Genomic DNA, 25294 nt, shown 5'->3' on the forward strand with positions numbered 1-25294 from the left:
GTTCCTTCCGCCGTCCTCCATGTGGGGCGCGCGGCGGCCGGGGTTGACGGTAGTGGGGAAGGGGTGGGCCATGACAGGGCGCTTGGGCTGGGTCGCCCTCGCGGTGGTGGGAATGCTGGTCGGTTGTGCGGATCGCGAGCGCTCGGCGCTGGCGGACGGGCGGCTGACGGCGACGCCGGGTGGCGTCGACTTCGAGCGGGTGGCCATCTTCGATGCGCGCGAAGCGGAGATTTCGCTGCGCAACGTGGGCCGCGCACCGGTTGACGTGAACGAGGTCTGGGTGGAGGGCCCGGAGGGAGCCTACCGCGCCGAGTTCACCCATGAGGGTCCGCACAGCTTGCAGCCCGGGAGCGCGTGCTCGCTGCGCGTGCGGTTCGCGCCGCCCGCCGAGGGTTCTCAGCCGGCGGTGCTGGTGGTGCGCTCGGACACGCGCATTGAACCGCTGCTGCGCATTCCCCTGACGGGGAGCGGCGTGGACGCCCGGGCCCGCGTGTCGCCGCGGCGGCTGGACTTCGGCCGCATCGAAGCGGACGCCACGAAGGTGCTGCCGCTGCGCCTGGAGAACCCCACGGCGCTGCCCGTGGAGGTGACGCCGCGGCTGGTGGGCGCGGACCGCGACGAGTTCAGCGTGGCGCCGGTGACGCTTTCGCCCGGTGAGCGTCGCGAGCTCCTGGTGACGTTCCACCCGGTGCGGGTGGGCCGCAAGCAGGTAGCGCTGGCGGTGTCGCCCTGCCGCGGCTGCACGGACGTGACGGTGCAGGTGGCCGCGGAGGCGCTGGAGCGCGCGGTGGTGGCCGAGCCGGAGGTCCTGGACTTCGGCGCGGTGCCCGTGGACCGGGACGCGGTGCGCGAGTCGAGCATCCGCAACATCAGCACCGAGCCGGTGACGGTGACGCGGCTGACGCTGGAGGGCCGCGACGCGTCCTTCACCCAGAACAACATCGGCTTCCCCCTGGTGCTCCAGCCGGGCGAGGCGCGGACCTTCACGTTCCGCTACACCCCGGACCACCAGGGCGCGGCGCAGGACACCGCGCTGTACCACGTGGAGAGCCGCCGCCATCCGACGACGCCCGTGCAGCTGCGCGGCTACGGCGGCGCGCCGGAGCTGTGTGTGTCCCCGTCGTTCCACGACTTCGGCACGCAGCCGCTCGGCGCGAAGGTGCGCGTCATCATCAACGTGAAGAACTGCGGCGCGTCCAACGAGGGCGGGCTCACCATCAACACGCTGGACTGGCTGCCGCAGCAGGGTGGGGCGCCCCAGTTCAACCACACGCCGCTGGCGCTGCCGGTGACGTTGCCGCCCGGTGGCGAGGTGAACCTGGAGGTCTTCTACGAGCCCACCGAGCTGCGCGCGGCGGAGGGCTCGCTGGTGATGACGACCAACGCCTTCTCAGCGGCCACGGTGCAGATGGACTTCCGCGGCAACACGGAGGCGCACGCGCCCTGTGAGCTCGCGCTCACGCCGCAGGCCCTGGACTTCGGCACCATTCCGCCCACGCAGGGCGCGGTGCTGGGGCTCAAGCTGGAGAACCGCGGCACCGACTTGTGCCCGGTGAAGAACATCCGCCTGCGGGATGACGGCGGCGGCGTCTTCACGCTGCCGGGCGGCGACCTCTACGGCGGCATCATGTACCCCGGCGACTGGTTCAGCTTCCAGGTGGCCTTCATGGCGCCCGTGGCGGGCGGCCACTTCACCGGCACCGTGCAGATTGAGCAAATGCAGCCGGCCAACCCGGTGATGCTGGTGCCGCTGGTGGCCAACACCCAGGCGGTGTGCCTGGTGGCCTCGCGCCGCTACATGGACTGGGGCGTGGCCCGGCCGGACTGCCCCGCCGAGCCCATGGAGGTGAACTTCCTCAATGCCTGCGCCGCGCCGGTGACGGTGAGCGACGTGTGGATCGGGCCGGGCACCACGGATTCGGAGTTCGGGTTGTCGGCGTTGCCAGACCCCATTCCCTTCATGCTGCCGCCCAACGAGGCCTTCACAGTGGGCGTGGAGTACTTCGGCCTGGTGTCGGGCATGAACCTGTCGCCGCTGTACGTGGGCTCCAGCGACTTGCCGGCGCCGCTGATGGTTCCGCTGGTGGGCGAGTCGTCGATGCGGGTGGAGAAGACGGACAACTTCGTCCAGCAGGACGTCAGCAAGGTGGACGTGCTGCTGGTGGTGGACAACACCGCCTCCATGGCGGTGGAGCACCCGCGGCTGGTGGAGGCCATTCCGACCTTCGTGCAGACGGCGCTGGACCGGCGGGTGAGTCTCAACGTGGCGGTGACGACGACGGGCATCCACCCGGTGACGCCGTCGGACCCGGCCAACGCGTGCCCGGGCGGCGCGGAGGGCGGCGAGGCGGGCCGCTTCTTCCCGGTGGACCAGTCGCTGCCGCGCATCCTCACGAACGCGACGCCGAACCTGGCCCAGCAGCTCCAGCAGAACGTGCAGGTGGGCCGGTGCGCGGAGGTGGAGCAGGGCTTCGAGGCGATGCGCCGCGCGCTGTCCCGGCCGCTGGTGAACAGCGCGGATGACCCGCGCACGCCGCCGCCCAACGACGGCAACGCGGGCTTCCTGCGCGAGGAGGCCGCGCTGGTGGTGCTGTTCGTCAGCGACGAGGACGACCACTCGCCCGACGCGGTGGACACCTACGTGGACTGGGCCCAGCAGCTCAAGGGACAGAACCAGCCGCAGCGCGCGACCTTCTACGCCATCGCTCCGCCGGCCGAGGGCTGCGCGACGGCGGGCGGCGCCGGTACCCGCTACTCGCAGGCCACCTCCCGCACGGGAGGCGAGGTGGTGAGCGTCTGCGCGGAAGACTACCGGCCGCTGCTGCAGGCGGTGGGCGACAAGGCCTTCTCCGCGCAGCAGCGCTTTCCGCTCAGCGACCTGCCGGAGCCCGGCAGCGTGGCGGTGACGGTGAATGGCACGCCGGCCACGACCGGCTGGACCTACGACGCGGCCACCAACAGCGTGGTGTTCGACGTCGTGCCGCCAGCGGGCACCCGCATCGCCATCAACTACCGCCGCTCGTGCGACGCGATGTAACGCACCGGGAAGGCCGGACATCCGGCCCTCCACGGTGGTGTCAGTCCCCGGTGCTACAGGTCTGCTTCCGCCTGTGCGGATGACCAGAAAATTGGAGGTCACCTCGCGGTGTGTACCCTGAGGTCGTACCTGCAGCTGCCGAGGAGGCACCCGGTGAACTCCCAGGACCTTGAAGGAACGATGACGAGCGCGGCCCGCCCCTTTGGAAGGGCCCCCGGACTGCGCGTCATCAAGGGAGAAGGGCAGCGGAGGGAGGAGCCGCTCGCTTCCCGGGACGCCGTGGCCCGGGTGCTGATGGAGGCCGGTGCGGACCTGCTGCTGCGGCGAATCAGCCCGGCGCGGGCGGGGGAGATTGAGCGGAAGGTGGACCGGGTCCTGGACCTGTTCGACCGGGTGGACGCGGCGCCGGTGCTGATGCCGGTGCTGAAGCGTCACCTGGACGAGCTGGAGACCCTGATGCGGGAGACCCGCGAGGTGCGGGCCGCCCGGAGATAGCGACAAAGGCCGTTTCCGGAGCAGTTGGGGGTTTGACCCTCCTTCCCGGTGCGCTTACGCTCGGGTCCATCCCGCGCCCGGAACTCGGGGCCACTCCAAGGGTGGTTGTCCAGGGGCCGGTCAGGTCGCCGTGTCCATCGAAACCTATGGCAGGTATCAGCTCCTGAAGCGTCTCGCCACGGGCGGGATGGCGCAGATCTATCTTGCGCGGCCTCAGGGGGCGGAGCCTGACAAGCGGGTGGTGGTCAAGCGGATCCTCCCGCACCTCGCGGAGAACGACGACTTCGTCAAGATGTTCCTGGACGAGGCGCGCATCGCCGCCCGGCTGAACCACCCCAACGTGGTGCAGATTTTCGACCTGGGCGCCCAGGACGACTCCTTCTTCATCGCCATGGAGTACATCCACGGCGACGACCTGCGCCGGCTGTGGAAGCAGTCGGAGCTGATGGGCCAGCCGCTGCCGGTGCCGCTGGTGTGCCGCATCCTCATCGAGGCCTGCGCCGGCCTGGACTACGCGCACAAGCGCACGGACCCGACGACGGGCCGGCCGCTGGGCATCGTCCACCGCGACGTGTCCCCCCAGAACATCCTGGTGACGTTCGAGGGCGGGGTGAAGGTGGTGGACTTCGGTATCGCCAAGGCGGCGGACCAGGCCACCGTGACTCGCTCTGGCGTGCTGAAGGGGAAGTATTCGTACATGTCGCCGGAGCAGGCGGCGGGCATGCGGGTGGACTGCCGCGCGGACATCTTCGCGCTGGGCATCGTCCTGTACGAGCTGCTCACCGGCACGCGCCTGTTCAAGCGCCCCAACGACATCCAGACGCTGACGGCGGTGTCGGAGTGCCGGGTGGTGCCGCCCTCGCACGTGACGGCACATGTGCCGGCGGACCTGGACGCCATCGTCCTCAAGGCGCTCGCGAAGGAGCTGCCGGACCGGTACCAGGAAGCGGCGCACCTCCAGCACGCGCTGGAGGAGTGGCTGCGCGCGCACCAGGCGCCCTCATCGTCCGCGCACCTGTCCGCCTTCATGAAGGAGGTCTTCGCGGAGCGGCTGGCCGAGGAGGCCCGGGCGGGCGACGTGCTGGGCGAGGACTCGGATTCAGGTGCGTCGCGGCAGGAGGCTCCGCCGCGCCGCACCGGCCTGCGGCCCGCGTTGCCGCCCCGTCCACCGCCCATGTCGCCGGAGGATGACGCGACGGCGGCGCTGCGCCCGCGACCGGCGTCCCGGACGGGCCGCTTCGAGCTGGAGCCGGACAAGCCCGCGCCGCGGCAGACGGGACAGCGCCGGGCGGTGGAGCCCGAGCGGCCCTCGCGCTCCGGCATGAACGTGGCGCCTCCGCCGCCGCCTCCTCCGCCCGTGGAGGAGGACGCGCCCACGGTGGATGCGCGCGCACCCGCGTCGGTGACCCGGACGGACGTGAAGCTGGGCGGGGCCGCCGCCGCGCCGACGGACCCTCGAGGCGCTCCGCGGCCTTTCGGCAACACGGGCCGCTTCGACCTGGGCGCGCCGGCCCTCCCCGTGGATGACGAGGATGCGCCCACGGTGGATGCCCGCGCTGGCGCGCGCTCGCAGGCACGAGGGGGGTACGTGGTGGAGGAGGACGCGCCCACCATCGCCATGATGGACACGGGCCGGCCCGCGCGCGTGGTGATTCCGCTGCGGGACGGGGAGCAGCTCGAGGAGGACGCCCCCACGCTGTCGCTGGGCATGTCGCGCGCGGCGAAGCGCCCCGTGGCCCGCGCGGCGGCGACGGGCGGCAATACGTGGCTGTACGTGGTGGGGCTGGGGTTGCTGGTCCTGGCGGTGGTCGTGGTGTTCTGGTCGATGCGCTCGACGGAGCCAACGCCGGTGACCTTGGACCCGGAGGCAGCGGTGCCCGCGCCCGTGCCCATGCAGGCCGAGGCGCTGGTCCAGGCTCCGACGGAGCTGAGGCCCCCGCCCGTGGTGCCCCATCCTCCCGGGGAGTCCGCGCCCGCTCCGGTGCGGCTGCACATCGAGACGCAGCCCGCGGACGCGGTGGTGCTGGTGGATGGCCAGCGCCACGGCGAGCGGCCGGTCGTGCTCGAAGCGGCGGTGGGCCAGCAGGTCGCCGTGCGAGTGGAGGCCGACCGGCACCAGGCGCAGACGCGCACGGTGACGGTGGGGGAGGCAGCGGCGCAGGTGGCGCGCTTCACGCTGGAGCCTGAGCCGGGTGCGGTGCCCGCCGCGCCCGTGGCGGCGGTGGTTCGCGAGCGTCCGGCGCGGCCGGAGCCCCGGCAGGAGGGGCGGCTGGCCCGGGTGCGCTTCGTCGTGCATCCCTGGGCGGAGGTGACGTGCGGTGGCAAGCGGATGGGCGAAACGCCCTTCGAGGCCGTGGAGCTGCGCGTGGGCAGCTATGACTGCCGCTTCGTCAACCCCGACCTCAAGAAGACGCTCAGTCGACGTATCGAGGTGAAGCCCATCGACCTCAACGTCGTGAGCGTGAAGTTCGAATAGCACATGCCTTGGATGCTCCCGTGACGCTCGAAGCCGGCACCCACATCGGCAAGTACGTCGTCCGCCGCAAGCTCGCCGAGGGCGGCATGGCGGAAATCTACCTGTGCACGGCGCGCGGCGCGGAGGGCTTCGAGAAGGAAGTCGTCATCAAGCGGGTGCGCGCCTTCCTCGCCAGCGACCCGGAGTTCGTGGGGATGTTCATCGCCGAGGCGCGGCTGGCCTCGCGGCTGAACCACGCGAACGTGGTGCAGATTTTCGACTTCGACAAGCACGAGGACACGTACTACCTGGCCATGGAGTACGTGCGCGGCTGCTCGTTGTGGGAGCTTCGCAAGCGCGGCAAGGAGCTGATGGAGCCGGTGCCGCCCATGCTGGTGGCGCACATCGGCGCGGAGGTCGCCCGGGGGCTGCACTACGCGCACCGCGTCCGCGTCAATGGCCAGCCGCTGGACCTGGTGCACCGGGACGTCACGCCGCACAACGTGCTGCTGTCCTTCGACGGCGCGGTGAAGCTGACGGACTTCGGCATCGCCAAGGCGGGCAACAAGCTGACGCAGCCGGGCGTGCTGAAGGGCAAGTTCGCGTACATGTCGCCCGAGCAGGCCCGGGGCGAGGCCGTGGATGCGCGCACGGACATCTTCGCGCTGGGCGTGGTGCTGTGGGAGATGCTCACCGGCGGCCGCCTGTTCGACGGGGACTCCGAGGTGGCGGTGCTGCGCGCGGTGCAGCTGAGCACCATCCCGCCTCCGGCCCGGCTGAATCCGGACGTGCCGGCGGACCTGGACGCCGCCGTGGTGCGCGCGCTGGACAGAGATCCCGCGCTTCGCTTCCAGACGGCCGCGGAGTTCGAGCGCGCCCTGGCCCAGTGCGTGCTGACGCATGCGAGGTCCGTGGACGACACGGACCTGAGCGCCTTCATGCGCCGCTTGTTCCCCACCAGCCTCACCCAGGCGATTCCCACCGTGCAGGAGCGCACGCACGTCGTGGAGGGGGCGCCGGCGCCTGGGGCAGGGGTGGGGGCCGTGCCGCGTGAGCCCACCGCGGTGCTGGCGCCTCCTGGCCGCAGCGGCCTGGCGTTGCCGACCTCTCCGGACGAGGACGTCAACGCGCCGACCTTCGTGTTGCCTCGCAGGGGCGAGGAGGCCGCGCTGGACGCGGCGCCGCTGCCGCCCATGGCCACGCCGATGATGCCGCTGCCGGCGGTGGCGTCGTCGCCGGTGCCTCGCGGCGCTGCTTTCGAGGGCACGCCTTCCACGCCGGGGCGGCAGAGCCGTCCGGAGGGCATGGCCGCGGTGTCGGGGCCGCGCTCCGGTGGGGCCGAGGAGGCTCGCGGTGCCGCCTCCAGCGAGGACTCACGAGCCGAGCAGCCGCCGGGCAGGAGCTCGGGTGTCCCGGCGGTGGCCGGGAGCGCGCGAACCCCGAGTCGTCCGGACGGGAGCGCCGCCGTCGCGTCACCGTCAGGGCCCTCCGGGAGCCTGAGGCTGGCCAGCGCCTGGGACGATGAGGACGACGACGAGGAAGGGACCCCGTCGAATACAGAGCCGGAGTCACATCCCGGGGAGTGGGCCGCAGAGCCTGATGCTTCCGAGGTGCCCGCGGCGGGTGCCCGTGCGTCCGGCCCAGCGGCTCGCGCGGCGAGTGTTCGTGTGTCTGGCCCCGAGACGCTCGCGGCGAGTGCCCGTGGCCCCGGGGCCGAGGTGCCCGCGACGGGAGCCCGTGCGTCCGGACCCGAGACGCTCGCGGTGAGTGCCCATGGCTCCAGAGCCGAGCTGCCCGCGGCGGGTGCCCGTGCGTCCGGCCCCGTGGCCCCTGTGTCCGTGCCGACGGCGCGCCGTCCGTGGGCGCTGGGACTGTCCGTGGCGTTGGGGCTGGCTGTCGTCGGGGGCGGCCTCGCTGTGATGCGGGGGACCGGTGCAACTCCTCCGGTGACGCCGGCGGAACCCGTGGTGGCCGCACCCGTTGTGGATGAGGCCGTGCCGGAGGAACAGCCCGCGCCTTCAGCGGTGCCTGGGAACGCCGGGAGCGGGGAGAAGGCGCCCGCCGGAGCCGCCGACGCCGAAGCCGAGGTGGACGGGCTGATGCGCGAGGAAGTGCTCGCCGCCGCCACCACCCACCCGCCTGCCGACCCCACGCCGGGGACTCCCGAGCCCCAGGAGACGACGCGCGTGCGCGCGGCGCCGGCCAGCGGAACGCTCCAGGTCCAGGCCGCGCCCTACGCCACCGTGTTCATCAACGGCAAGCGCATGGGCGAGGTGACGGGGCGGGCGTCGTACCGGTTGCCCGCCGGCAACCACAAGCTCGTCTTCCAGCACCCGTCCGGCGAGCGCCGCTACGACGTCGCCGTCACCGCGGGCGGCACCGTGAGCCGCGAGTTCCGCGCCCCCAAGGGGCGCTGAGCCAGGCCGGCTCCCGGTGCGGCGGCCTCACCGGCAGCCGCGCCGGAACCTGACCGCAGGTCCGAAGTCACCCGCCCGTGCTCGCTTCCGCTTGAGCACCCTCAACGTCCAGTCCTGAACGCTGCCGCCGCGCACCAGGCGAGCTGCCTTCGGGCTGTCACGCCTACCTCGTCCCACCTGCCGTCCCGCCTGTTCAAAGGCGCGCGATTCGTCCGTCGCCGCCTGCCTGCCTGGTGGTCTGCCTTGACACCCAACCGTCCGTTCTGGCACTCAGTGGCCTCCACTCAGTGGATTATATTCAATGGAATCCATGGACCTGCTGGCTCCTGAGGAGATTGCTCGGATCGAGCGCGAGAACGCGAGCGGTCTGCCCGCGAGCGCCATCCTGGAAATCTTCCGGCCACGGGGCGTGCGCCTCTCGGAGGCGACGTTCCGGAAGTACGTGCAGGCGGGCTTGCTACCCAGGAGCCGCCGGGTGGGGCGGAAGGGGAAGCACCAGGGGAGCGTCGGGCTCTACCCGGTGGAGGCGGTGCGCCGCATCAATGTCATCAAGAGGATGATGGCGGAGGGGCACACCCTGGAGGACATCAAGCGGTCCTATGTCTTCCACAGCAACTACATCGATCAGTTGGAGCGGGACCTGGCGGGCCTCCTGAATGGGTTCCAGGAGGAGCTGGGGGACCGTGCCTTTGGGGGGGAGCATCGGCGTACGCTCGAGGCGCAGCTAGCAACCTTGCGGCAAAGAGCGCAGGATCTGGTCCGGGATGTCGCCCGGCTGGGTAGTGCCGTGACCGCACGCGCAGACGAAACCATCCGTTCGCAATAGAATACCCGGGAACCGGGTAGACTGGCCTCACGTGGAGGGGACATGTCGGAAGTGAAGCAGCTACAGGAGGAGGGGGGGGACCAGGAATCGGACCAGGCGCAGGAGCGCCGCCGTTCCAAGACCATGTCGCGCAAGGAGATGGCGCGCGACCTGCGGAGGAGGCGCCTCACGGGTCAGGTGGACCCCGAAGAGGCCGACCTGCTGAAGCAGATGGACGACACGCGGCCGCGCACGCGCGCGGACTGCATCAACGGTCCCCGGCCGTGCAACTTCGTCTCCTGCAAGCACAACCTCTACCTGGACGTGAATCCGGAGACGGGGTCCATCAAGCTCAACTTCCCGGACAAGGAGATCTGGGAGCTGGAGCACACCTGCGCCCTGGACGTGGCGGAGAAGGGCGGCATCACGCTCGAGGAGGTGGGGGAGATCATGAACCTCACCCGTGAGCGCATCCGCCAGGTGGAGACGCGCGGGCTGATGAAGCTGCGCGAGGCCACCGAAGCCGAGCCGCCGGTTTCGGCTCGCAAGCCCTGATGTCCGCGGGTGGTTTCCACCCGCAAACGGAGGGCCGACGTGTTGCGTTGACACCCCAGGGGGTGGTTGCTACTACCGCCGCTTCCCGCACACCGAGGCCCACACGTGCTGGCTCTCCTGAGCGTTTCCGACAAGCGAGGTCTGGTTTCCTTCGCCCAGGGGCTCGTCCGCCTGGGCTTCCGGTTGTTGTCCACTGGGGGCACGCTGGAGGCGCTCAAGGGCGCGGGGGTGCCCGTCACCAAGGTGTCCGAGCACACGCAGAGCCCCGAGATTCTGGGGGGCCGCGTGAAGACGCTCCACCCCCGTATCCACGGCGGCATCCTGGGACGGCTGGAGCTGGAGGCCGACCGGGAGGAGATGAAGGCGCACGGCATCGAGCCCATCTCCCTGGTCGCGGTGAACCTGTATCCGTTCCGGCAGACGGTGGCCTCGGGCGCCGCGGAGCCGGAGGTCATCGAGCAGATTGACATCGGCGGGCCGGCGATGGTTCGCGCCTCCGCGAAGAACTTCCGGCACGTCTCGGTGGTGGTGGACCCGGACGACTATCCGGCGGTGCTGGCGGAGCTGGAGCAGCAGCAGACGGTGAGTGAGGACACGCGGCGCCGGCTGATGCGCAAGGCTTTCGCGCACACGGCGGCCTACGACGCCTCCATCTCCGCGTGGCTGTCCGCGCAGGCGGGCGAGCCGTTCCCGGGGGAGCTGTCGCTGGCGTTCCAGAAGTCGCAGGACCTGCGCTACGGGGAGAACCCGCACCAGCGCGGCGCCTTCTACCGCGAGCACGCCACGCCCCAGGAGCCGACGGTCGCCTTCGCCAAGGTGCTGCAGGGCAAGGAGCTTTCGTACAACAACATCCTGGACCTGGACGCGGCGCTGGGCCTGCTGCTGGAGTTCCCGGAGGCCCCCGCGGCCGTCATCATCAAGCACAACACGCCGTGCGGGGTGGCGGTGGATGACGCCCTGGTGAAGGCCTACCGCACCGCCCGTGCGGTGGACGAGGTCTCCGCCTTCGGTGGCATCGTCGCGCTCAACCGCGAGGTGGACGCGGACACGGCCCAGGCCATGGCGGAGACGTTCCTGGAGGCGGTCATCGCGCCGTCCTACTCGCCGGAGGCGCTGCGGGTGCTGGCGGCGAAGAAGAACCTGCGGCTCCTGGAGGCGGGCCCCGCGCTCGCCAGTCCCCAGGCCCGGCCGCGTGCCCAGCTGGACGCTCGCAGCGTGTCCGGCGGCATGCTGCTGATGGACCGGGACTCGGTGGAGCCGCCGCTGTCGTGGAAGGTGGTCTCCAAGCGGGCCCCCTCGCCGGAGGAGGAGCGGGCCATGCGCTTCGCCTGGAAGGTGTGCAAACACGTCAAGAGCAACGCCATCGTCTTCGCCTCGGGTGAGCAGCTGCTGGCGCAGGGCGGGGGGCAGACGAACCGGGTGGACTCGGTCCGCATCGCGATGCAGCGCGGCGGAGCGGCCCTCCGGGGGAGCGCGGTGGCCTCGGACGCCTTCTTCCCGTTCCGGGACGGCCTGGACGAGGCCGCCCGGGCGGGTGCCACCTGTGTCGTACAGCCCGGCGGTTCGGTCCGTGACGCGGAGTTGATTGCCGCCGCGGATGAACATGGGATGGCCATGGTGCTGACGGGAGTGCGACACTTCCGGCACTGAGCCATGCGCATCGTCTGTCAGAAATGCGCGGCCGCCTACGCGATTGATGACAAGCTCATCACCGCCAAGGGCGTTCGCGCGCAGTGTCCTCGCTGCCGGAACCTTCAGTTGGTCCGGCGCGATCCCTCGGCTGTGCTCGCTGCTGGCGCGCCGGCTCCGGCGTCGCAGCCCGCGGCGCCCGTCACGCTGACGCCTGTCTCTGGCGCCGCGCCCGCGTCGAGTCCCGCGGACGACCTCTTCGGCGACTTCGGTGCGCCGCCGCCGCCCGCCGCGCCGGCACCTGGCGCGGCTCCGGCGCCCAAGTCGGCCCAGGGCGAGCGCGCGTCCGGCTCGGACCTGTTCGGCGACTTCGGGGCGATGCCGTCGCCGGCTCCCGCGTCCGCGCCGCCCGTGGACCCCTTCGCGGACCTGGGGACGCCGGCGTCGGGAGGTGGTGGGGCGGGTGCGGAGGACCCGCTGCTCGACTTCCTGGGACCGGCGCCCTCCGCGCCGCAGGGCCTGGAGTCCCAGCCTTCGCGTCCGGCGAAGCCCGCCGCCGCGCCGGCCGCGACGTTCGGCTGCCGCGTCTGCCAGAAGCCGCTGACGGACTCCTTCGACCAGGCGCTCGGCATCTGTGACGACTGCCGCCAGCCTGGCTCCGCGCAGGTGCCGCCCGCCGCCGCGAGCCGTCCGGCCGCTCCGGCGGGGAGCTCCGACTTCCTGCCGCCCATGGCGGACCTGGGTGGAGGCTCCGAATCGGAGGCGCAGGGTTCCGAGCCAGGGCGCGGTGCCGAGCCCCGCGGGGGCGCGCGCGTGCCCATCAGCACCGACATCATTCCGGACATGGGGCCGGAGCCTCGCAGTGGCCTCCGCGCCTCCACGCCGCAGTTGGGCGCGGAGCCTCGCAGCGGCTCGCGCTCCGCGCCGGTGCGCATCAGTGGTGGTGGGCGCTCCCGTGGAGGCAAGGGCGGGCTGGTGGCGGGCCTCGTGGGGCTCGTCGTCGTGGGCGGAGGCGTAGGCGGTTACTTCCTGTACCAGCAGCAGCAGGAGGCGTCGCGCCGCCAGGCGGGCCCACCACCCGCGGCCCCCATCCCGGACGCGGTGCAGGCGGTGCTCCCTCGCTGGAAGCTGAAGTACCTGGAGATTCAGGGCACCAGCGCGGAGCGGTTCGCGTATGGGCAGCAGCAGCTCGCCCGTGACGAGCGCTTCGCGTACGCGGAGGCGGAGGAGTCCTTCCAGCAGGCGCTGGTGCTGGACCCGGCCAGCGACGCCGCCATCGCGGGTTACGTCCAGGCGCTGGCCCTGGGACGCGGCGCGCGCATGGACGACGCGACGTTCCAGGAGGCCCGCGCGCTGCTGTCGGCGGCGGAGTCCCGGTCCGGCCGCACGGCGCCGCTGCTGCTGGCGCACGCGAACCTCCTGCTGGCCCGCTCCGGGCAGCCCGAGCAGGCCCGTCCGCTCGCGGAGGAGCTGCTGGCCCGCGCGGAGCTCCCCGACGCGCAGAGGGCCGAAGCGCACCTGGTGCTGGGCCGCACGTGGCTGTCGTCGTCCCGCGAGCTGGCGCGCAGCCACTTCGACTCCGCGCAGAAGCTGTCGCCGGACATCAAGCGGCTGCACTACTACCGCGCGCTCGCGCATGCGTCGGGCGGTGAGTACTCCGCCGCGCTGGACACGCTGCGCAAGCGGCTGGAGGCGAGCCCGAAGGACTGGGAGAGCCTGGCGCTCACCGCCCGCATCTACCAGGAGGTGGGTGAGCCCTCGGAGGCGCGCAAGCTGTACGAGGCCCGGGTGAAGGCGGAGCCCGGCGAGCTGCGCGCGCTGCTGCCGCTGGCGATGCTGCGCTACCAGGCGGAGGGCAACGCCGCGGGCGCGGTGAGGGACTTGCGCGCGCTGATGAAGAACCGGGAGCGCTACGACGCGCCCGAGGTGGCCGAGGTGCTGGTTCACCTGGCGGCGGCGGAGCGCACCGCGGGCAGTCAGGACGCGGCGGTGAAGTCGGCGGAAGAGGCCCTGCGGCTCGTGAAGGACCTGCCCGAGGCGCATCTCCAGCTCTTCCTGGTGGCCCTGGGCCGCCGCGACGCGGAGAAGGCGCGAGCCCATCTGCCGGGCTTCCGCGGGCAGTTGGAGGACGGCGCGCTGGAGAAGGTGCTCGAAGGCCGGCTGCTGCTCCTGGAGAAGAAGCCGCTGGAGGCGCTGGAGGCCTTCCAGGACGCGGTGAGGCTGGACGCGCGGCGGCTGGACGCGCAGCTGCTGGCGGGCGTCGCCGCGGCGAGCGCGAAGCGGCGGGACGATGCCTTCCGCGCGCTGCACCAGGCATTGCAGTCGGACCCGCTCCGGCTGGAGCCGCGGCCCGCGACGTCCGCCTACTGGCTGCGCCCACGCGAGACGGTGGAGGGCGTGGAGGGGGCCATCCTCGCGCTGTCCGAGGGGCCGGAGGATCCGTCTCCGCTGCTGTACGAGGGCCTGCTGCGCTTCCACCAGCACCAGTTCGACGCGGCCGAGCGCCACCTGCGCAGCGTGTTGGAGGTGGACGCGAACAACGCGGGGGCGCTGGCCTACCGCTCGCTCATCGCGCTGCAGCGAGGGGCCACGGCGGAGGCCCGGCGCCTGGGCGAGCGCTCCGCGGCGGCGGGGCGGCAGCTGCCGGTGTCGCACCTGGCGCGCGGCCTGGCGCTGGCGGAGGCCCGGCAGGTGGAGCCGGCCAAGCGCGCGCTTCGGGACGCGCTGGCCCTGGCGCCCACGCTGCTGTCGGCGCAGGCGCGGCTGGCGCAGCTGGAGTCGGCCCGGGGCAAGGACGCGGCGCGAGACACCCTGGTGAAGGTGGTGGGGTTGGATCCAGCCTACCTCCCCGCGAAGCGGATGCTCTACCTGTTGGAACGGTGAGGTGGATGTGAAGGTCCTGCTGCTCGGTTCCGGTGGCCGTGAGCACGCGCTCGCGTGGAAGCTGTCGCAGAGTCCCTTGTTGACCCAGCTCTGGTGCGGCCCTGGCAACCCGGGCACGGCGAAGCTGGGCACCAACGTGGCCCTGCGCGCGGACGCACCCGCGGAGGTCGCCGCGTTCGCGAAGCGCGAGGCGGTGGACCTGGTGGTGGTGGGCCCGGAAGCGCCGCTGGTCGCGGGCGTCGCGGACGCGCTGGCCGACGCGGGCATCGCCTGCTTCGGGCCCGTGGCGGCGGGCGCGCGCATCGAGGGCTCCAAGGCCTTCGCGAAGGAGATCATGGCCGAGGCCGGCGTGCCCACCGCCGCGTTCCGGACGTTCACCGACGTGGCGGCGGCGGAGGCCTACGCGGTGGCGCAGGGGCGCATCGTCGTCAAGGCGGATGGCCTGGCGGCGGGCAAGGGCGTCATCGTCGCCCACGACGTGGAGGCCGCGCGCGCGGCGGTGCGGGCCGTGGGCGCCATGGGCGTGGCGGGCCAGACGATGGTCCTGGAGGAGCTGCTGGAGGGCGAAGAGGTGTCGGCGATGGCGCTGTGTGATGGCGAGCGCTACGCCATGCTGCCCTTGTCCCAGGACCACAAGCGCGTGGGCGAAGGTGACACGGGGCCCAACACCGGCGGCATGGGCGCGTACAGCCCCGCGCCCTTCCTGTCCGCCGCGCAGCTCGCCGAGGTGGGCGAGCGCGTGGTCGCCCCGACGCTGGCAGTGCTGCGCCAGCGGGGAATTCCCTTCCGGGGCGTGCTGTACGCGGGGCTGATGCTCACGCGTGGCGGCCCGAAGGTGCTGGAGTTCAACGCGCGCTTCGGTGACCCGGAGACGCAGGTGCTGATGATGCAACTGGGCGAGGACCTGCTGCCGCTGCTGGACGCGTGCGCCCGGGGCGCGCTCACGCCGCGGACGCTGGTGTCCGCGCCCGGCGCCTCGGTGGGCGTGGTGCTGGCGGCGCGGGGCTATCCGGACGCGCCGCAGAAGGGCCAGCGGATTGAAGGGCTGGACGCGGTGCCGCCCGACGCCACGGTGTTCCTGGCGGGCGTGGAGGCGCGTGATGGCGGCGTCGTGACGGCCGGAGGCCGGGTGCTGACAGTGTGCGCGCGGGGCCAGGACCTGGCGCAGGCGTGCGAGCGGGCCTACGCGGCGGCGGCGGCCGTGCGCTTCGAGGGCATGCACTTGCGCCGGGACATCGGCGCGCGAGGGATGAAGGCCGCCCCGTGAACAGCCTTTCGCGCTACCTGCTCCGGGAGCTGTTGGTCCCGCTCGGGGTGTGGGTGGCGTTCATGTTCCTGCTGCTCTTCGTCATGCAGTTCCTGCGGGGCACCGACGTGCTGCTGGGCTCGTCGGTGACGCTGGTGGACCTGGCGCGGCTGCTGGCGTACCTGGCGCCGCACTTCCTGATGATGGCGCTGCCCATCGCCTTCCTGCTGGCCATCCTCCTGGGGCTGGGGCGGCTGGGCGAGGACCGGGAGCTGGTCGCGCTCCAGGCGCTGGGCATCGGGCCGGTGCGCCTGCTGGCCGCGCCGATGGGCATCGCGGTGGCGCTCAGCGTGCTGATGCTGGTCATCACCTCCACGGCGCAGCCCTGGGGCCTGGCGGGCCTGAAGGTGCTGGTGAGCGAGGTCATCCGGAAGAACGCCGTGGGCGACGTGAAGTCCGGCGTCTTCTACGAGGACCTCAGCAACCTGACGCTGTACGCGGAGCAGGTGTCGACGGACGGGAAGTGGACCCACGTGCTCCTGCATGACGACCGGGAGGCGAACTCGCCGCTGCTGGTGCTGGCGCAGCGGGGGCAGGTGGGCACGTCCACCAGCGGCGAGGTGCTGCGCTTCGCGCTGGAGGCGGGGGAGGTGCACCGCTCCGCGGGCGTGGAGACGGAGGAGTACAGCATCATCCGGTTCGACCAGGCCGAAATCAGCGTGGGCATGGGCGCCTCCATGGGCAAGCGCAGCCGCTTCTCGTTCTCCCGTGAGGAGCTGACGCCCGTCGAGCTGATGGAGGCGGCGCGCGAGGCGGAAGCGCGGGGCGAGGATGCGCGCATGTTCCGGATGGCGCTGCACAGCCGGTTGGGGAACGCGCTGGCGCCCATCGCCTTCGCGCTGCTGGGCACGCCGCTGGCCATGGGCCGGCGCCAGTCGGGCCGGGCGTGGGGCTACCTGCTGACGCTGGGCGGCTACGTCCTCTACTACCTGCTGAGCCGCGTCTTCGAGCAGATGGGGCAGAAGGGCCAGCTGCCCGTGAGCCTGGCGGGGCAGATGGCCAACCTGGTGTTCGTCGCGGTGGGGCTTTGGGCCCTGTACCGGGTGAGTCGGTCGGGGACGGTCAAGTGAGGGGAACGCTCTTCATCTACGTGCTGCGCACGTACCTGCGCTTCGCCCTGGGCATCCTCGGGGGGCTGGTGCTGGTGTTCGTGGTGGTGGACTTCGTGGACCGCGCGAAGCTCTACACGGGGCCGGGCTGGGTGCGGGACGCGGCGGAGCTCTACTTCTACAAGGCGATGATGTCGGTGCAGCAGCTGGGGCCGGCGGCGCTGCTGCTGGCGGCGGGCACCACGGTGTCCGCGCTGCGCAAGCAGGGCGAAGTCACCGCCATCCGGGCGCTGACCTTCGGCCCGTCCGCGCTGTACCTGCCCATCCTGGTGGCGTCGTTCGTGGCCTGCGTGGGGCTGGTGGCCTTCGACGAGCGGGTGGCGACGTACTCCGGCCGGCGCGTGGACGAAATCTCCACCCAGCGCTTCAACAAGTGGGGCGACTGGCGCTTCTACTACACGCCGAAGCAGTGGTTCCGGCGTGGGGACAACATCTTCTTCCTCCGGGGCGGCAGCGCGCAGGAGGGGTTCCAGGACGTGTCCGTCTTCACGGTGACGGAGTCCTTCAACCTCCAGCGGCGCCTGGACGCCTCCGGCATGTTCCCGGTGGAGGGCATGCGCTGGCGCCTGACGGACGTGGTGGAGCGCACCTTCGACGGCGAGGGGAAGACGTCCGTGCGGCAGCTCCCGGAGGCGGAGTACGAACTGGGCGTGGCCGTCACCGCGTTCCGCATCCGGCCAGGGCGTCCGGAGCAGATGCGGGCGTCCGAGCTGCGCGAGCAGATTGTCGCGCGCCGCGACGTGGGCCTGGCGACGAAGCAGTTCGAGCTGGCCCTGCACAACCGCTTCGCCTACCCGATGGCGGCCTTCCCCGCCGCGCTGCTGGGGGTGGGGCTGGCCCTGCGCGCCAACCGGCGGGGGCACCTCACGGCCGCCATCATCGAGGGCCTGCTGACGGCGGTGGCGATGTGGGGCTTGATGATGGTGTGCCGGACGCTGGTGCTCACGGAGCGGCTGTCGCCTGGCGTCGCCGCGTGGGCGCCCACCGTACTGCTGGGCCTCATCGCGGGGGCGGTGTGGTTGCGGCGCGAGGGCCGGCTGTCCCTGCCGCGGCGCTGGCTGCCGGTGAGGTAGCGTGTCCGCGCTCATGGGAACCGCGTCCGAGCTTCCGGTGGACCTGCGCTGGCGCCGCGCCATCAACGCCGTGCTCGTGACGTGGACCGTGGGCCTGGTGCTGGCGGAGGTCGTCCTCCAGGTGGCGACGGGGGCGGCGGTGCTGCTGGCGGCGATTCTGCTGGTGCGGGGGCGGCTCCGCCTGACGCCGGACGTGCGCGCCTATGCCGGGGCCAGTGGGGCGCTGTGCCTGTGGCAGGCGGTGTCTCCCGCGGTGGCGCTGCTGACGGGCGCGGCGCAGACGTGGCCGCGCGGCGCGCGGTACGGCCAGGTGCTGGACTCGGTGGCGGGCGCCGCGGCCGCGTGCATTGGCGCCGTGGGCGTGCCGTGGCTGCTGCTGGCGGGCGTCCTGGCGGGAGGGTGGCTGCTGGCCGCGCTGCTGGGGGTGTTCCAGAACCGGGTGCGCTGGTCCATGGAGCTGCCCGCGTTCCTCAAGCTCAACCTGGGGCGGCTGCACGAGAACTTCGGCACGGAGGAGTCTCCGCGCTACGCGGCGGGTGGCTTCTTCTCCCACCGGCTTCGCTTCGCGCATGGCGCCATCGCGGCGCTCGGGCCCGCGCTGTCGGTGCTGGGCAGCGCGGACCAGGCGCGGCGGCGCGTCCTGGCGGGCGCGGTGGTGATGGGGATGCTCATCTCCATCTACAACGCCTTCGCGCGCGCGGCGCTGGGCGCGGCGCTGCTCGTCAGCGTGGTGGCGTTGCTGCTGTTGGTTCAAGGTTCCGCGCGGAAGCTGGGGCTGGCGCTCATGTTCGCGCTGGTGGCCGTCGTCTCCATGAGCCCGGCCTGGCGCACGCGCCTGGAGAAGGCGCTGGGCAACATCTACGGCGGCGAGCGCGAGCACGCCATGGCCGTGGGCTGGAGCCTGGTGCGTGAATACCCGCTGACGGGCGTGGGCTTCGGCAACCACAAGCCGGCGGCCCTGGCCACGCAAGACGAGACGGGCATCACGGACTTGCTGGCCACCGATTCGCACAACCTGTGGCTGACGGTGTGGGCGGAGACGGGCCTGGTGGGGCTGTTGCTGATGCTGGCGATGCACGGCTTCCTGGCGCGCGCGCTCATCCGGCGCTACCGCGAGGGCTCGCTCGCGGCCACGGGCGCGCTGCTGTCCTGGGTGGGCTTCCACATCCTCGCGCTGGTGCACTACCTCCCATTCCACTCCAGCGTGTACCTGTCCTTCTCGCTCGTCTGGGGACTGGGGCTGTGCGAGGGCAGTGAGCGCCTGCGCGGCCGGGGGGCCGGTCAGGGGCTGTTGCCGCTGGAAGGCGCGCCCACGCCCTATCGGCCAGACGTCCCGCGCGAGCCTCCGGGCGCCGGGGTCTCCAGCACGCGGCGGTAGACGACCAGGGTGCGCCGGGCACAGTCGTCCCAGGTGAAGCGCGCGACGCGCTCCCGGCCCAGCTCCACCAGCTCCCGGCGCAGCACGTCGTCGCGGAGCACGCGCAGCGTCGCTTCACGCCACGCCGCCGCGTCGTCCGGGGGGAGCCTCAACGCCGCGTTGCCCACGACCTCGGGCAGGGCGGTCGCATCCGCCGCCAGCACCGGACAGCCCGCACCCATGGCCTCCAGGGCCGGCAGCCCGAAGCCTTCGTAGCGCGAGGGCAGCAGCAGCGCCGACGCCGCGCCGTAGAACAGCGACATCTGGTCCTCGGGCAGCTCCTCCAGGTCGAGCACGTTCTCATGCAGCCCCAGCTCGTGCGCCACCGCGCCCTTGCCCGCCAGCAGCACCACGGGCACGGGCAATTCCCCAGCGAAGTCCTTCAGCAGCGCCAGGTTCTTGAAGCGCTTGGCGTTGCCCACCGCCGCCACGTAGCGCGCTGGCAGCTCGTACCGTTCGCGGAACGCGGCGGCCTCGGCCTGGGTCGGCGGCTGGAAGCGGGCGTCCACTCCGTTGTGAATCACCTGGAGGCGGTAGGGCGACAGCTTGAGGTGCTTCGCGAGCTCGTCTCGTGAGAACCCGGACACCGTCACCAGGGCGGTGGCCCGCTTCGCGCGAGGTCCCACGACGACGCGGTAGTAGAGGGACTGGGCCGGCGAGTACTGGTCCGCCAGCGCCAGGTGGTTGGCGTCGTGGAGCGTGGCCACCAGCCGCCCGTTCCAGAAGAGGGGCAGCGAGAAGGACGTGGCGTGGAACGCGGCTGGCGCCAGCCTCACCAGGTCCGCCGCGAGCGCTGGCTGCTCAATGGGCGAAAGAAACCCGGCCAGCGCGCGGTGCAGCGGCATGCGCGGCGTCAGCTCACCCAGGCCGGGAGCGAGCCCTTCGGGGGGCACCAACGCGGAGAAGCGCAGGTCGGGCGCGAGCACGGGCATCCGCCGCGCCAGCTCCAGGGCGTAACGGGCAATCCCATGCAGCCGTCCGCGCACCATGCGCAGGTCGAGGAGGACGTGAGCCACGGCCTCCGCGTATCACACGCGCGGCCTCCATGGGGGCGGGCGGGCACCCTCGACGCTTGCCGCGCCGCGCGCGCCCGGTGTTAGAAGCCGTGCCGTGAAGGTTGCCCTGGTCCACGATTGGCTCGTCACCCACCGAGGTGGTGAGCGCGTCCTTGATGCCCTCTGCGAAGTCCTGCCAGACGCGGACATCTACACGCTCATCCACAAGCCGGGCTCCCAGTCGCCGGCCATTGAATCCCGTCGCATCTTCACGTCCTTCCTTCAGCACATCCCCGGCATCCACACGCGCTACCGGCACTTCCTGCCGCTGATGCCGAAGGCCATCGAGTCCCTCCAGCTCCAGGGGAAGTACGACCTGGTCCTCTCCTCCAGTCACTGCGTGGCCAAGGGCCTGCGCACGCCGCGGGGCACGCCGCACCTGAGCTACGTGCACGCGCCCATGCGGTACATGTGGGACTTGTTCGACGACTACTTCGGCCCGGGACGCACCGGCCTCCCGGTGCGCGCGGCGGCCCATGCCGTCCGGCCCTGGCTGCGCCGGTGGGACCGTCGCACGGCGGCGGGGGTCCATCGTTTCATCGCCAACAGTCGGCACATCGCCACCAAGGTGCAGCGCTTCTGGGGCCGTGAGGCGTCCGTCATCCACCCGCCCGTCTCCTTGGAGCGCTTCGCCCAGGTGCCCCTGGAGGGCGGGGGCCAGGGCGGCTACTTCCTCTGGCTGGGGGCCTTCGCGCCGTACAAGCGCTTGGACGTGGCGCTGGAAGCGTTCCGGAACCTGGAGGCCCAGCTCTGGGTGGTGGGAACAGGCCAGGAGGCCGCTCGCCTGGGTGCCGGAACCCTGCCTGAGAACATCCGCTTCCTTGGCAATGTCCTGGATGCGTCACTTCCGGCGCTGTACCGAGACGCCCGCGCGCTCATCTTCACTCCCGAGGAGGACTTCGGCCTCACTCCGCTGGAATCCCAGGCGACGGGCCGGCCCGTCATCGCCTACGGGAAGGGTGGCGCGCTCGAGACGGTGACGGAGCAGACCGGAATCTTCTTCTCGGAACAGACGCCAGCCTCGCTCGCGGCGGCCGTGCGCCACTTCGACGAATGGGAGACAGGCTTTCGGCCTGAAGCCGCTCGCGCCCAGGCCGAGCGCTTTGGCCGCGCGCAGTTCCAGAGTGCCATTCTTCGAGAGATCCACTCGGTGCTGGGGGAGGTGTCGCCAGATTCCCCAGGTCCCGTCGCGGGACTGTGACTTCGCTGTCGCTCCTGGCTTGGTCTTTTGTGAGCAGCAGGTGGAGGCCGCTCCCGGCGGTGGGGGAGGGGTCGCCGCAACCCATTGTTTTCACGAATTTTTTCGTGCTAGCAAGCGCGGCTATCAAACGGTGATGGGCAAAACGCGTGTCCGTCTGAAGAGGGCGCGAGTCTTGCACAGGGGTGGCCACCCGTTGATTACGCCACAGGAGTACTGCGGTGTTCAGTCGTCTCCAGCGTTTCTACACGTCCATCAAAGTCGTCGCCGACATGGTGATGCTCGCGCTGGCCTTCGTCCTCGCGTACGCCACACGTTTCTCCGGCATCGTGCCCGTCACGGAGGGGATACCTCCCTGGACGGACTCGTTCTTCTCGCTGCTGATGGTGCTCGTCATCTTCCCGGTGACGTTCCACCAGTCACGCCTGTACGGCACCAACCGCTCCCGGACGAACACGGGCGAGGTCTTCGAGGTCTTCAAGTCCACCATCACCGCGGCGCTCATCCTGGTGGCGGTGACGTACTTCGTGCGCGAGCGCTACTCGCGGCTCACGCTGGTCATCTTCATCGTCTATGCCTTCGCGCTGGTGACGTGCAGCCGGCTGGTGACTCGCTATCTGGTGAGTGAAATCCGGCGCCGGGGCCACAACCTCAAGTCCATCCTCGTCATCGGCGCGGGGGACCTGGGGCAGCGGGTCATCGAGACGGTGGAGCACCACCGCGAGCTGGGCTTCCGGGTGACGGGCGTGCTCACGCTGCGCCAGGAGAAGGTGGGCCAGTACGTGGGTGGCGTGCGCATCATCGGGCACGTGGACCAGGTGAACGAGGTGCTGGACGCCGAGCCGGTGGACCAGGTCATCCTCGCGCTGCCGCTGGAGGGGCACGCCCAGGTCAAGGGGCTGATGGACAAGCTGACCCTGCGCACCGTGGACGTGCGCGTGGTGCCGGACCTGTACCAGTACATCACGCTCTATGGCGGCCTGGAGGAGTTCGGCGGGCTGCCCATCATCCGCCTCCAGGGCGACCCGATGGAGGGCTGGAGTCGGGTGGCCAAGCGGGCCTTCGACATCCTCTTCTCCCTGCTGGCCATCCTCATCACCTCGCCGCTCATGGCGGCCACCGCGCTGGCGGTGCGGCTCACCAGCCGCGGGCCCATGCTGTACCGCCAGGAGCGCATGGGCATGGATGGGCGCACCTTCCCCATCCTCAAGTTCCGCACCATGCGCATCGACGCCGAGCACAGCGGCGCGATGATGGCCCGCCCGGATGACCCGCGGCGCACGGTGATTGGCACGTTCCTGCGGAAGTACTCGCTGGACGAGCTCCCTCAGTTTTTCAACGTCCTGCGCGGTGACATGAGCCTGGTGGGCCCGCGCCCGGAGCGCCCCGTCTTCATCGAGGAGTTCAAGCGGCAGATTCCGCGCTACCACCTGCGGCACAAGGTGAAGGCGGGCATCACCGGCTGGGCGCAAATCAATGGCCTGCGCGGCCAGACGTGCATCGAGAAGCGCATCGAGTACGACCTGTACTACATCGAGAACTGGTCGCTGCTGATGGACCTGAAGATTCTCGTGCGCACGGCGCTGGGCGGCTTCCTGTCGAAGAACGCCTACTGACGCCGCGAGCCCGGGCGGTGGCGCTTGCCACGGCCCGGGCCCGGGGGTTCAACGCCGCCTCGGGGTGACTACTGGATGTTCCACACCACGGTGCCGGTGCAGCTCCCGCTGGAGTAGCAGCCCGCGCGAAGCTGCAGGGTGGTGGCCGTGGGTGAGGTGTACGTCAGGCTGGAGCCCCGGCCACCGCAGGCGTCGTCGTTGGCGGCCGCCTGCGTGGCGCCGTTGAAGAGGCGCAGGTAGGTGTCGCCCGTGAAGGCCGCGCCCGTCACGCCGCAGGTGGCCACGGTGATGCTCTTGCCCGCGGCGATGGTGACGTCGCGGTTGGTGGTGTTCTGCTGCGCGCTGTTGGTGTTGGTGCCGCTGTAGCTGAAGCTGCCGCTGGTGGGGCCGCCGGAGCCGCCGGTGATTTCCCAGACGACGCGGCCCGTGCAGCTCCCGCTGGAGTAGCAGCCGGCGCGGACCTCGTGGTTGCCGGCGGTGGTGGCGGTGAAGGTGATGCTGGAGCCGCGGCCACCGCAGGCGTCGTCGTTGGAGGCCACCTCGGTGCCCGCGGGGTTGCGCAGGCGCAGCCACGTATCACCGGTCAACTGCGTCCCCGTGAGGCCACACGTCGCGACGGTGAGCGTCTGGCCGGCCGTCAGCGCGATGGTGCGGTTGGTGGTGTTCTGCTGTGCGCTGTTGGTGTTGCTGGCGCTGTAGTCGTACGAGTTCTCCGGGGGCGGGGGCGGCGGGGGCGGCGGCTCGCCGTTGCCGCCGGTGTCGGGGCAGCCGGCGGCGGGCAGCGCGCACTGGGGCAGGCTGGTGCCCAGGTGGCTGATGACCGCTTCAATGGGCACGCCGCGGTTGGGGCAGTTGGCGCAGTGGTGCAGGGCCACCACCAGGTTGTCCGAGTGGCCGATGACGGGCGAGCCGGAGGAGCCGCCCTGCGTGTCCGCGTAGTAGCCGATGTCGTTGGGGCCACCGGACTGGCAGGAGGCCTCGTTGCGGCTGTAGATTTCCGCGAAGCCGGACTCGTCCCGGGCATGCGTGGAGCGCACGGCGATCTTCTTGCCGTGGCCGGCCGGGTGCTGCGGCAGGTAGATGCGCTCGTCCACCACGGCGCCGGAGGAGCGCAGCTGGAGGTAGCCGTAGGTGTTCACCGGGTTCTGGGACAGCTGGATGAGCGCGTAGTCACGCGGCGCGTCCACCTTCACCAGCGTGCCGCCCGGGATGACGGTGCCCGGGCAGCCGAACCAGCTCGCGCAGCTCGTCGAACAGCTCGCGCCCTCCGCCATGAACTCGTAGTGGGTGTTCTGCGCCTCGCTCGCCGTGCCGACGCAGTGCTGGTTGGTCATCAGGTGGCCCTGGCTGCCCACGAGCCAGCCCGTGCAGGCGCCGGAGCCGTTGATGAGCAGGCGCGCCACCGGACGGGCGCGGCCGTAAATGGTGGGGTCGCTGGAGGCGTAGCAGGGGGCCCACTGCGTGTCGTCCGCGCCGCACAGGGCCTTGTCGCCCGACAGGCCCATCTCCTCGTTGGAGTAGCCCCGCGCGAACCGGTCGATGGAGTAACCGTGCTTGTTGAGGATGCCGCGGCGGTTGACGCTGTCGTGGCTGTGCAGCTCGATGATGGCCGTGTCACCGGCGATGTGGATGCCCCAGAAGCCACTGCGCGCGCCCGGGTGCGAGTTGTCGTAGCGCCACGACCGGGAGTTGTCTGGCGCGCGCACCACGACGAAGTCGCCTTCCTCCAGGTCGAGCCGCTCGAAGTGGGGCGCGATGTACGCCGCGCCGGGGTGGGTGATGACGTCCGTGTGGATGGGGCCGTCGGAGGCGCGAAGCTGCGTGGTGGCGTAGGGGTGGGTCGTCTCGAAGCGGCGGAAGACGTCCTCGCCCACCTTCGTGAGCCGCTGTGACGAAGAGGAGACCTCTTCCTGCTGGCAGACCTCATCGGAGGCCAGCGCCGACGGCGCCCCCGTGGCCAGCGCAGTGACGAGACATGCGAGTGGGATGCGTTTCATCGATTCTCCTGGGAGTGAAGCTCTTGCGGAGCTGACTGCACTCCCATTTATACCCGGTAAAACTGACAATTCTCTGTAACGGCCATGGGTTCCGGGGCAGGCGCAGCGTGGCTGGAGATTTCTCTTTTCACGGCAAGTGACGCTCCGGCTGGCGCGGCGGGGTGTGTGGGGGCGTGGGCCTCGAGCCGGGGGCCTGGTTTCACTCGGAGCAGGTGCGTGTGGCGCCGCTCGTGCGGCCTGGCTGGCA

The 25294-nt window shown here is 71.3% G+C and carries 16 protein-coding genes; 14 read left to right on the forward strand and 2 right to left on the reverse strand.

Annotation, left to right across the window (positions count from 1 at the left end; all coding sequences use genetic code 11):
• Positions 1–70 precede the first annotated feature (70 nt).
• The 12 genes from KGD87_RS03680 (at position 71) to waaL (ending at position 19142) form a co-directional block, all read left to right on the forward strand.
• On the forward strand, positions 71–3037 hold the full coding sequence (locus tag KGD87_RS03680; RefSeq protein WP_284666169.1) for a choice-of-anchor D domain-containing protein: 2967 nt from the start codon (positions 71–73) through the stop codon (positions 3035–3037).
• 108 nt (positions 3038–3145) lie between these two features.
• Entirely contained in the window at positions 3146–3532 is a 387-nt protein-coding gene (locus KGD87_RS03685) for a hypothetical protein (RefSeq protein WP_350101385.1), read from the forward strand.
• Positions 3533–3662: 130 nt separating this feature from the next.
• Positions 3663–6008 carry a serine/threonine protein kinase gene (locus KGD87_RS03690; RefSeq protein ID WP_284666171.1) on the forward strand — a complete coding sequence of 782 codons (2346 nt, stop codon included), beginning with the start codon at positions 3663–3665 and terminating at the stop codon, positions 6006–6008.
• A 20-nt stretch (positions 6009–6028) separates the two neighbouring features.
• Positions 6029–8404 (forward strand): serine/threonine-protein kinase, encoded by a 2376-nt coding sequence (locus KGD87_RS03695; protein WP_284666172.1) that lies wholly within the window; start codon positions 6029–6031, stop codon positions 8402–8404.
• Between the two features lie 301 nt (positions 8405–8705).
• The gene (locus KGD87_RS03700; protein WP_163787056.1) at positions 8706–9230 is read left to right on the forward strand and encodes a MerR family transcriptional regulator; all 525 of its coding nucleotides are present in this window, start codon (positions 8706–8708) and stop codon (positions 9228–9230) included.
• A 42-nt stretch (positions 9231–9272) separates the two neighbouring features.
• Complete coding sequence (locus KGD87_RS03705) at positions 9273–9764, forward strand: sigma factor-like helix-turn-helix DNA-binding protein (protein WP_002635080.1); 492 nt, start codon at positions 9273–9275, stop codon at positions 9762–9764.
• A 105-nt stretch (positions 9765–9869) separates the two neighbouring features.
• Positions 9870–11414, forward strand: a complete 1545-nt coding sequence (gene purH / locus KGD87_RS03710; RefSeq protein WP_284666173.1) for a bifunctional phosphoribosylaminoimidazolecarboxamide formyltransferase/IMP cyclohydrolase — start codon at positions 9870–9872, stop codon at positions 11412–11414.
• A gap of 3 nt (positions 11415–11417) precedes the next feature.
• On the forward strand, positions 11418–14276 hold the full coding sequence (locus KGD87_RS03715; RefSeq protein ID WP_284666174.1) for a tetratricopeptide repeat protein: 2859 nt from the start codon (positions 11418–11420) through the stop codon (positions 14274–14276).
• Position 14277: 1 nt separating this feature from the next.
• Positions 14278–15543 (forward strand): phosphoribosylamine--glycine ligase, encoded by a 1266-nt coding sequence (purD, locus tag KGD87_RS03720; protein ID WP_284666175.1) that lies wholly within the window; start codon positions 14278–14280, stop codon positions 15541–15543.
• Complete coding sequence (locus KGD87_RS03725; RefSeq protein ID WP_284666176.1) at positions 15540–16652, forward strand: LptF/LptG family permease; 1113 nt, start codon at positions 15540–15542, stop codon at positions 16650–16652. The genes purD and KGD87_RS03725 overlap by 4 nt, the downstream gene beginning before the upstream one ends.
• Entirely contained in the window at positions 16649–17764 is a 1116-nt protein-coding gene (locus tag KGD87_RS03730; protein WP_284666177.1) for an LptF/LptG family permease, read from the forward strand. The genes KGD87_RS03725 and KGD87_RS03730 overlap by 4 nt, the downstream gene beginning before the upstream one ends.
• A gap of 1 nt (position 17765) precedes the next feature.
• Positions 17766–19142: an O-antigen ligase WaaL gene (gene waaL / locus KGD87_RS03735; protein WP_284666178.1), complete on the forward strand. Its 1377-nt coding sequence runs from the start codon at positions 17766–17768 to the stop codon at positions 19140–19142.
• On the opposite strand, the gene KGD87_RS03740 is transcribed toward waaL, so the two are convergent.
• Positions 19082–20170, reverse strand: coding sequence for a glycosyltransferase family 4 protein (locus tag KGD87_RS03740; RefSeq protein WP_502888031.1), 1089 nt, complete (start codon positions 20168–20170; stop codon positions 19082–19084). The genes waaL and KGD87_RS03740 overlap by 61 nt on opposite strands.
• Before the next feature lie 121 nt (positions 20171–20291).
• Here KGD87_RS03740 and KGD87_RS03745 point away from each other — a divergent pair, with 121 nt between their 5' ends.
• Positions 20292–21437 carry a glycosyltransferase gene (locus KGD87_RS03745; RefSeq protein ID WP_284666180.1) on the forward strand — a complete coding sequence of 382 codons (1146 nt, stop codon included), beginning with the start codon at positions 20292–20294 and terminating at the stop codon, positions 21435–21437.
• Between the two features lie 218 nt (positions 21438–21655).
• Entirely contained in the window at positions 21656–23050 is a 1395-nt protein-coding gene (wbaP, locus tag KGD87_RS03750) for an undecaprenyl-phosphate galactose phosphotransferase WbaP (protein ID WP_163787169.1), read from the forward strand.
• 68 nt (positions 23051–23118) lie between these two features.
• Here the strand turns inward: wbaP and KGD87_RS03755 are convergent, their stop codons facing one another.
• Positions 23119–25047: a serine protease gene (locus tag KGD87_RS03755; protein WP_284666181.1), complete on the reverse strand. Its 1929-nt coding sequence runs from the start codon at positions 25045–25047 to the stop codon at positions 23119–23121.
• Positions 25048–25294 lie beyond the last annotated feature (247 nt).

Origin of the sequence: Myxococcus sp. SDU36 (genome assembly GCF_030168875.1) — a bacterium.
GTDB classification, from domain to species: Bacteria; Myxococcota; Myxococcia; order Myxococcales; family Myxococcaceae; genus Myxococcus; species Myxococcus vastator.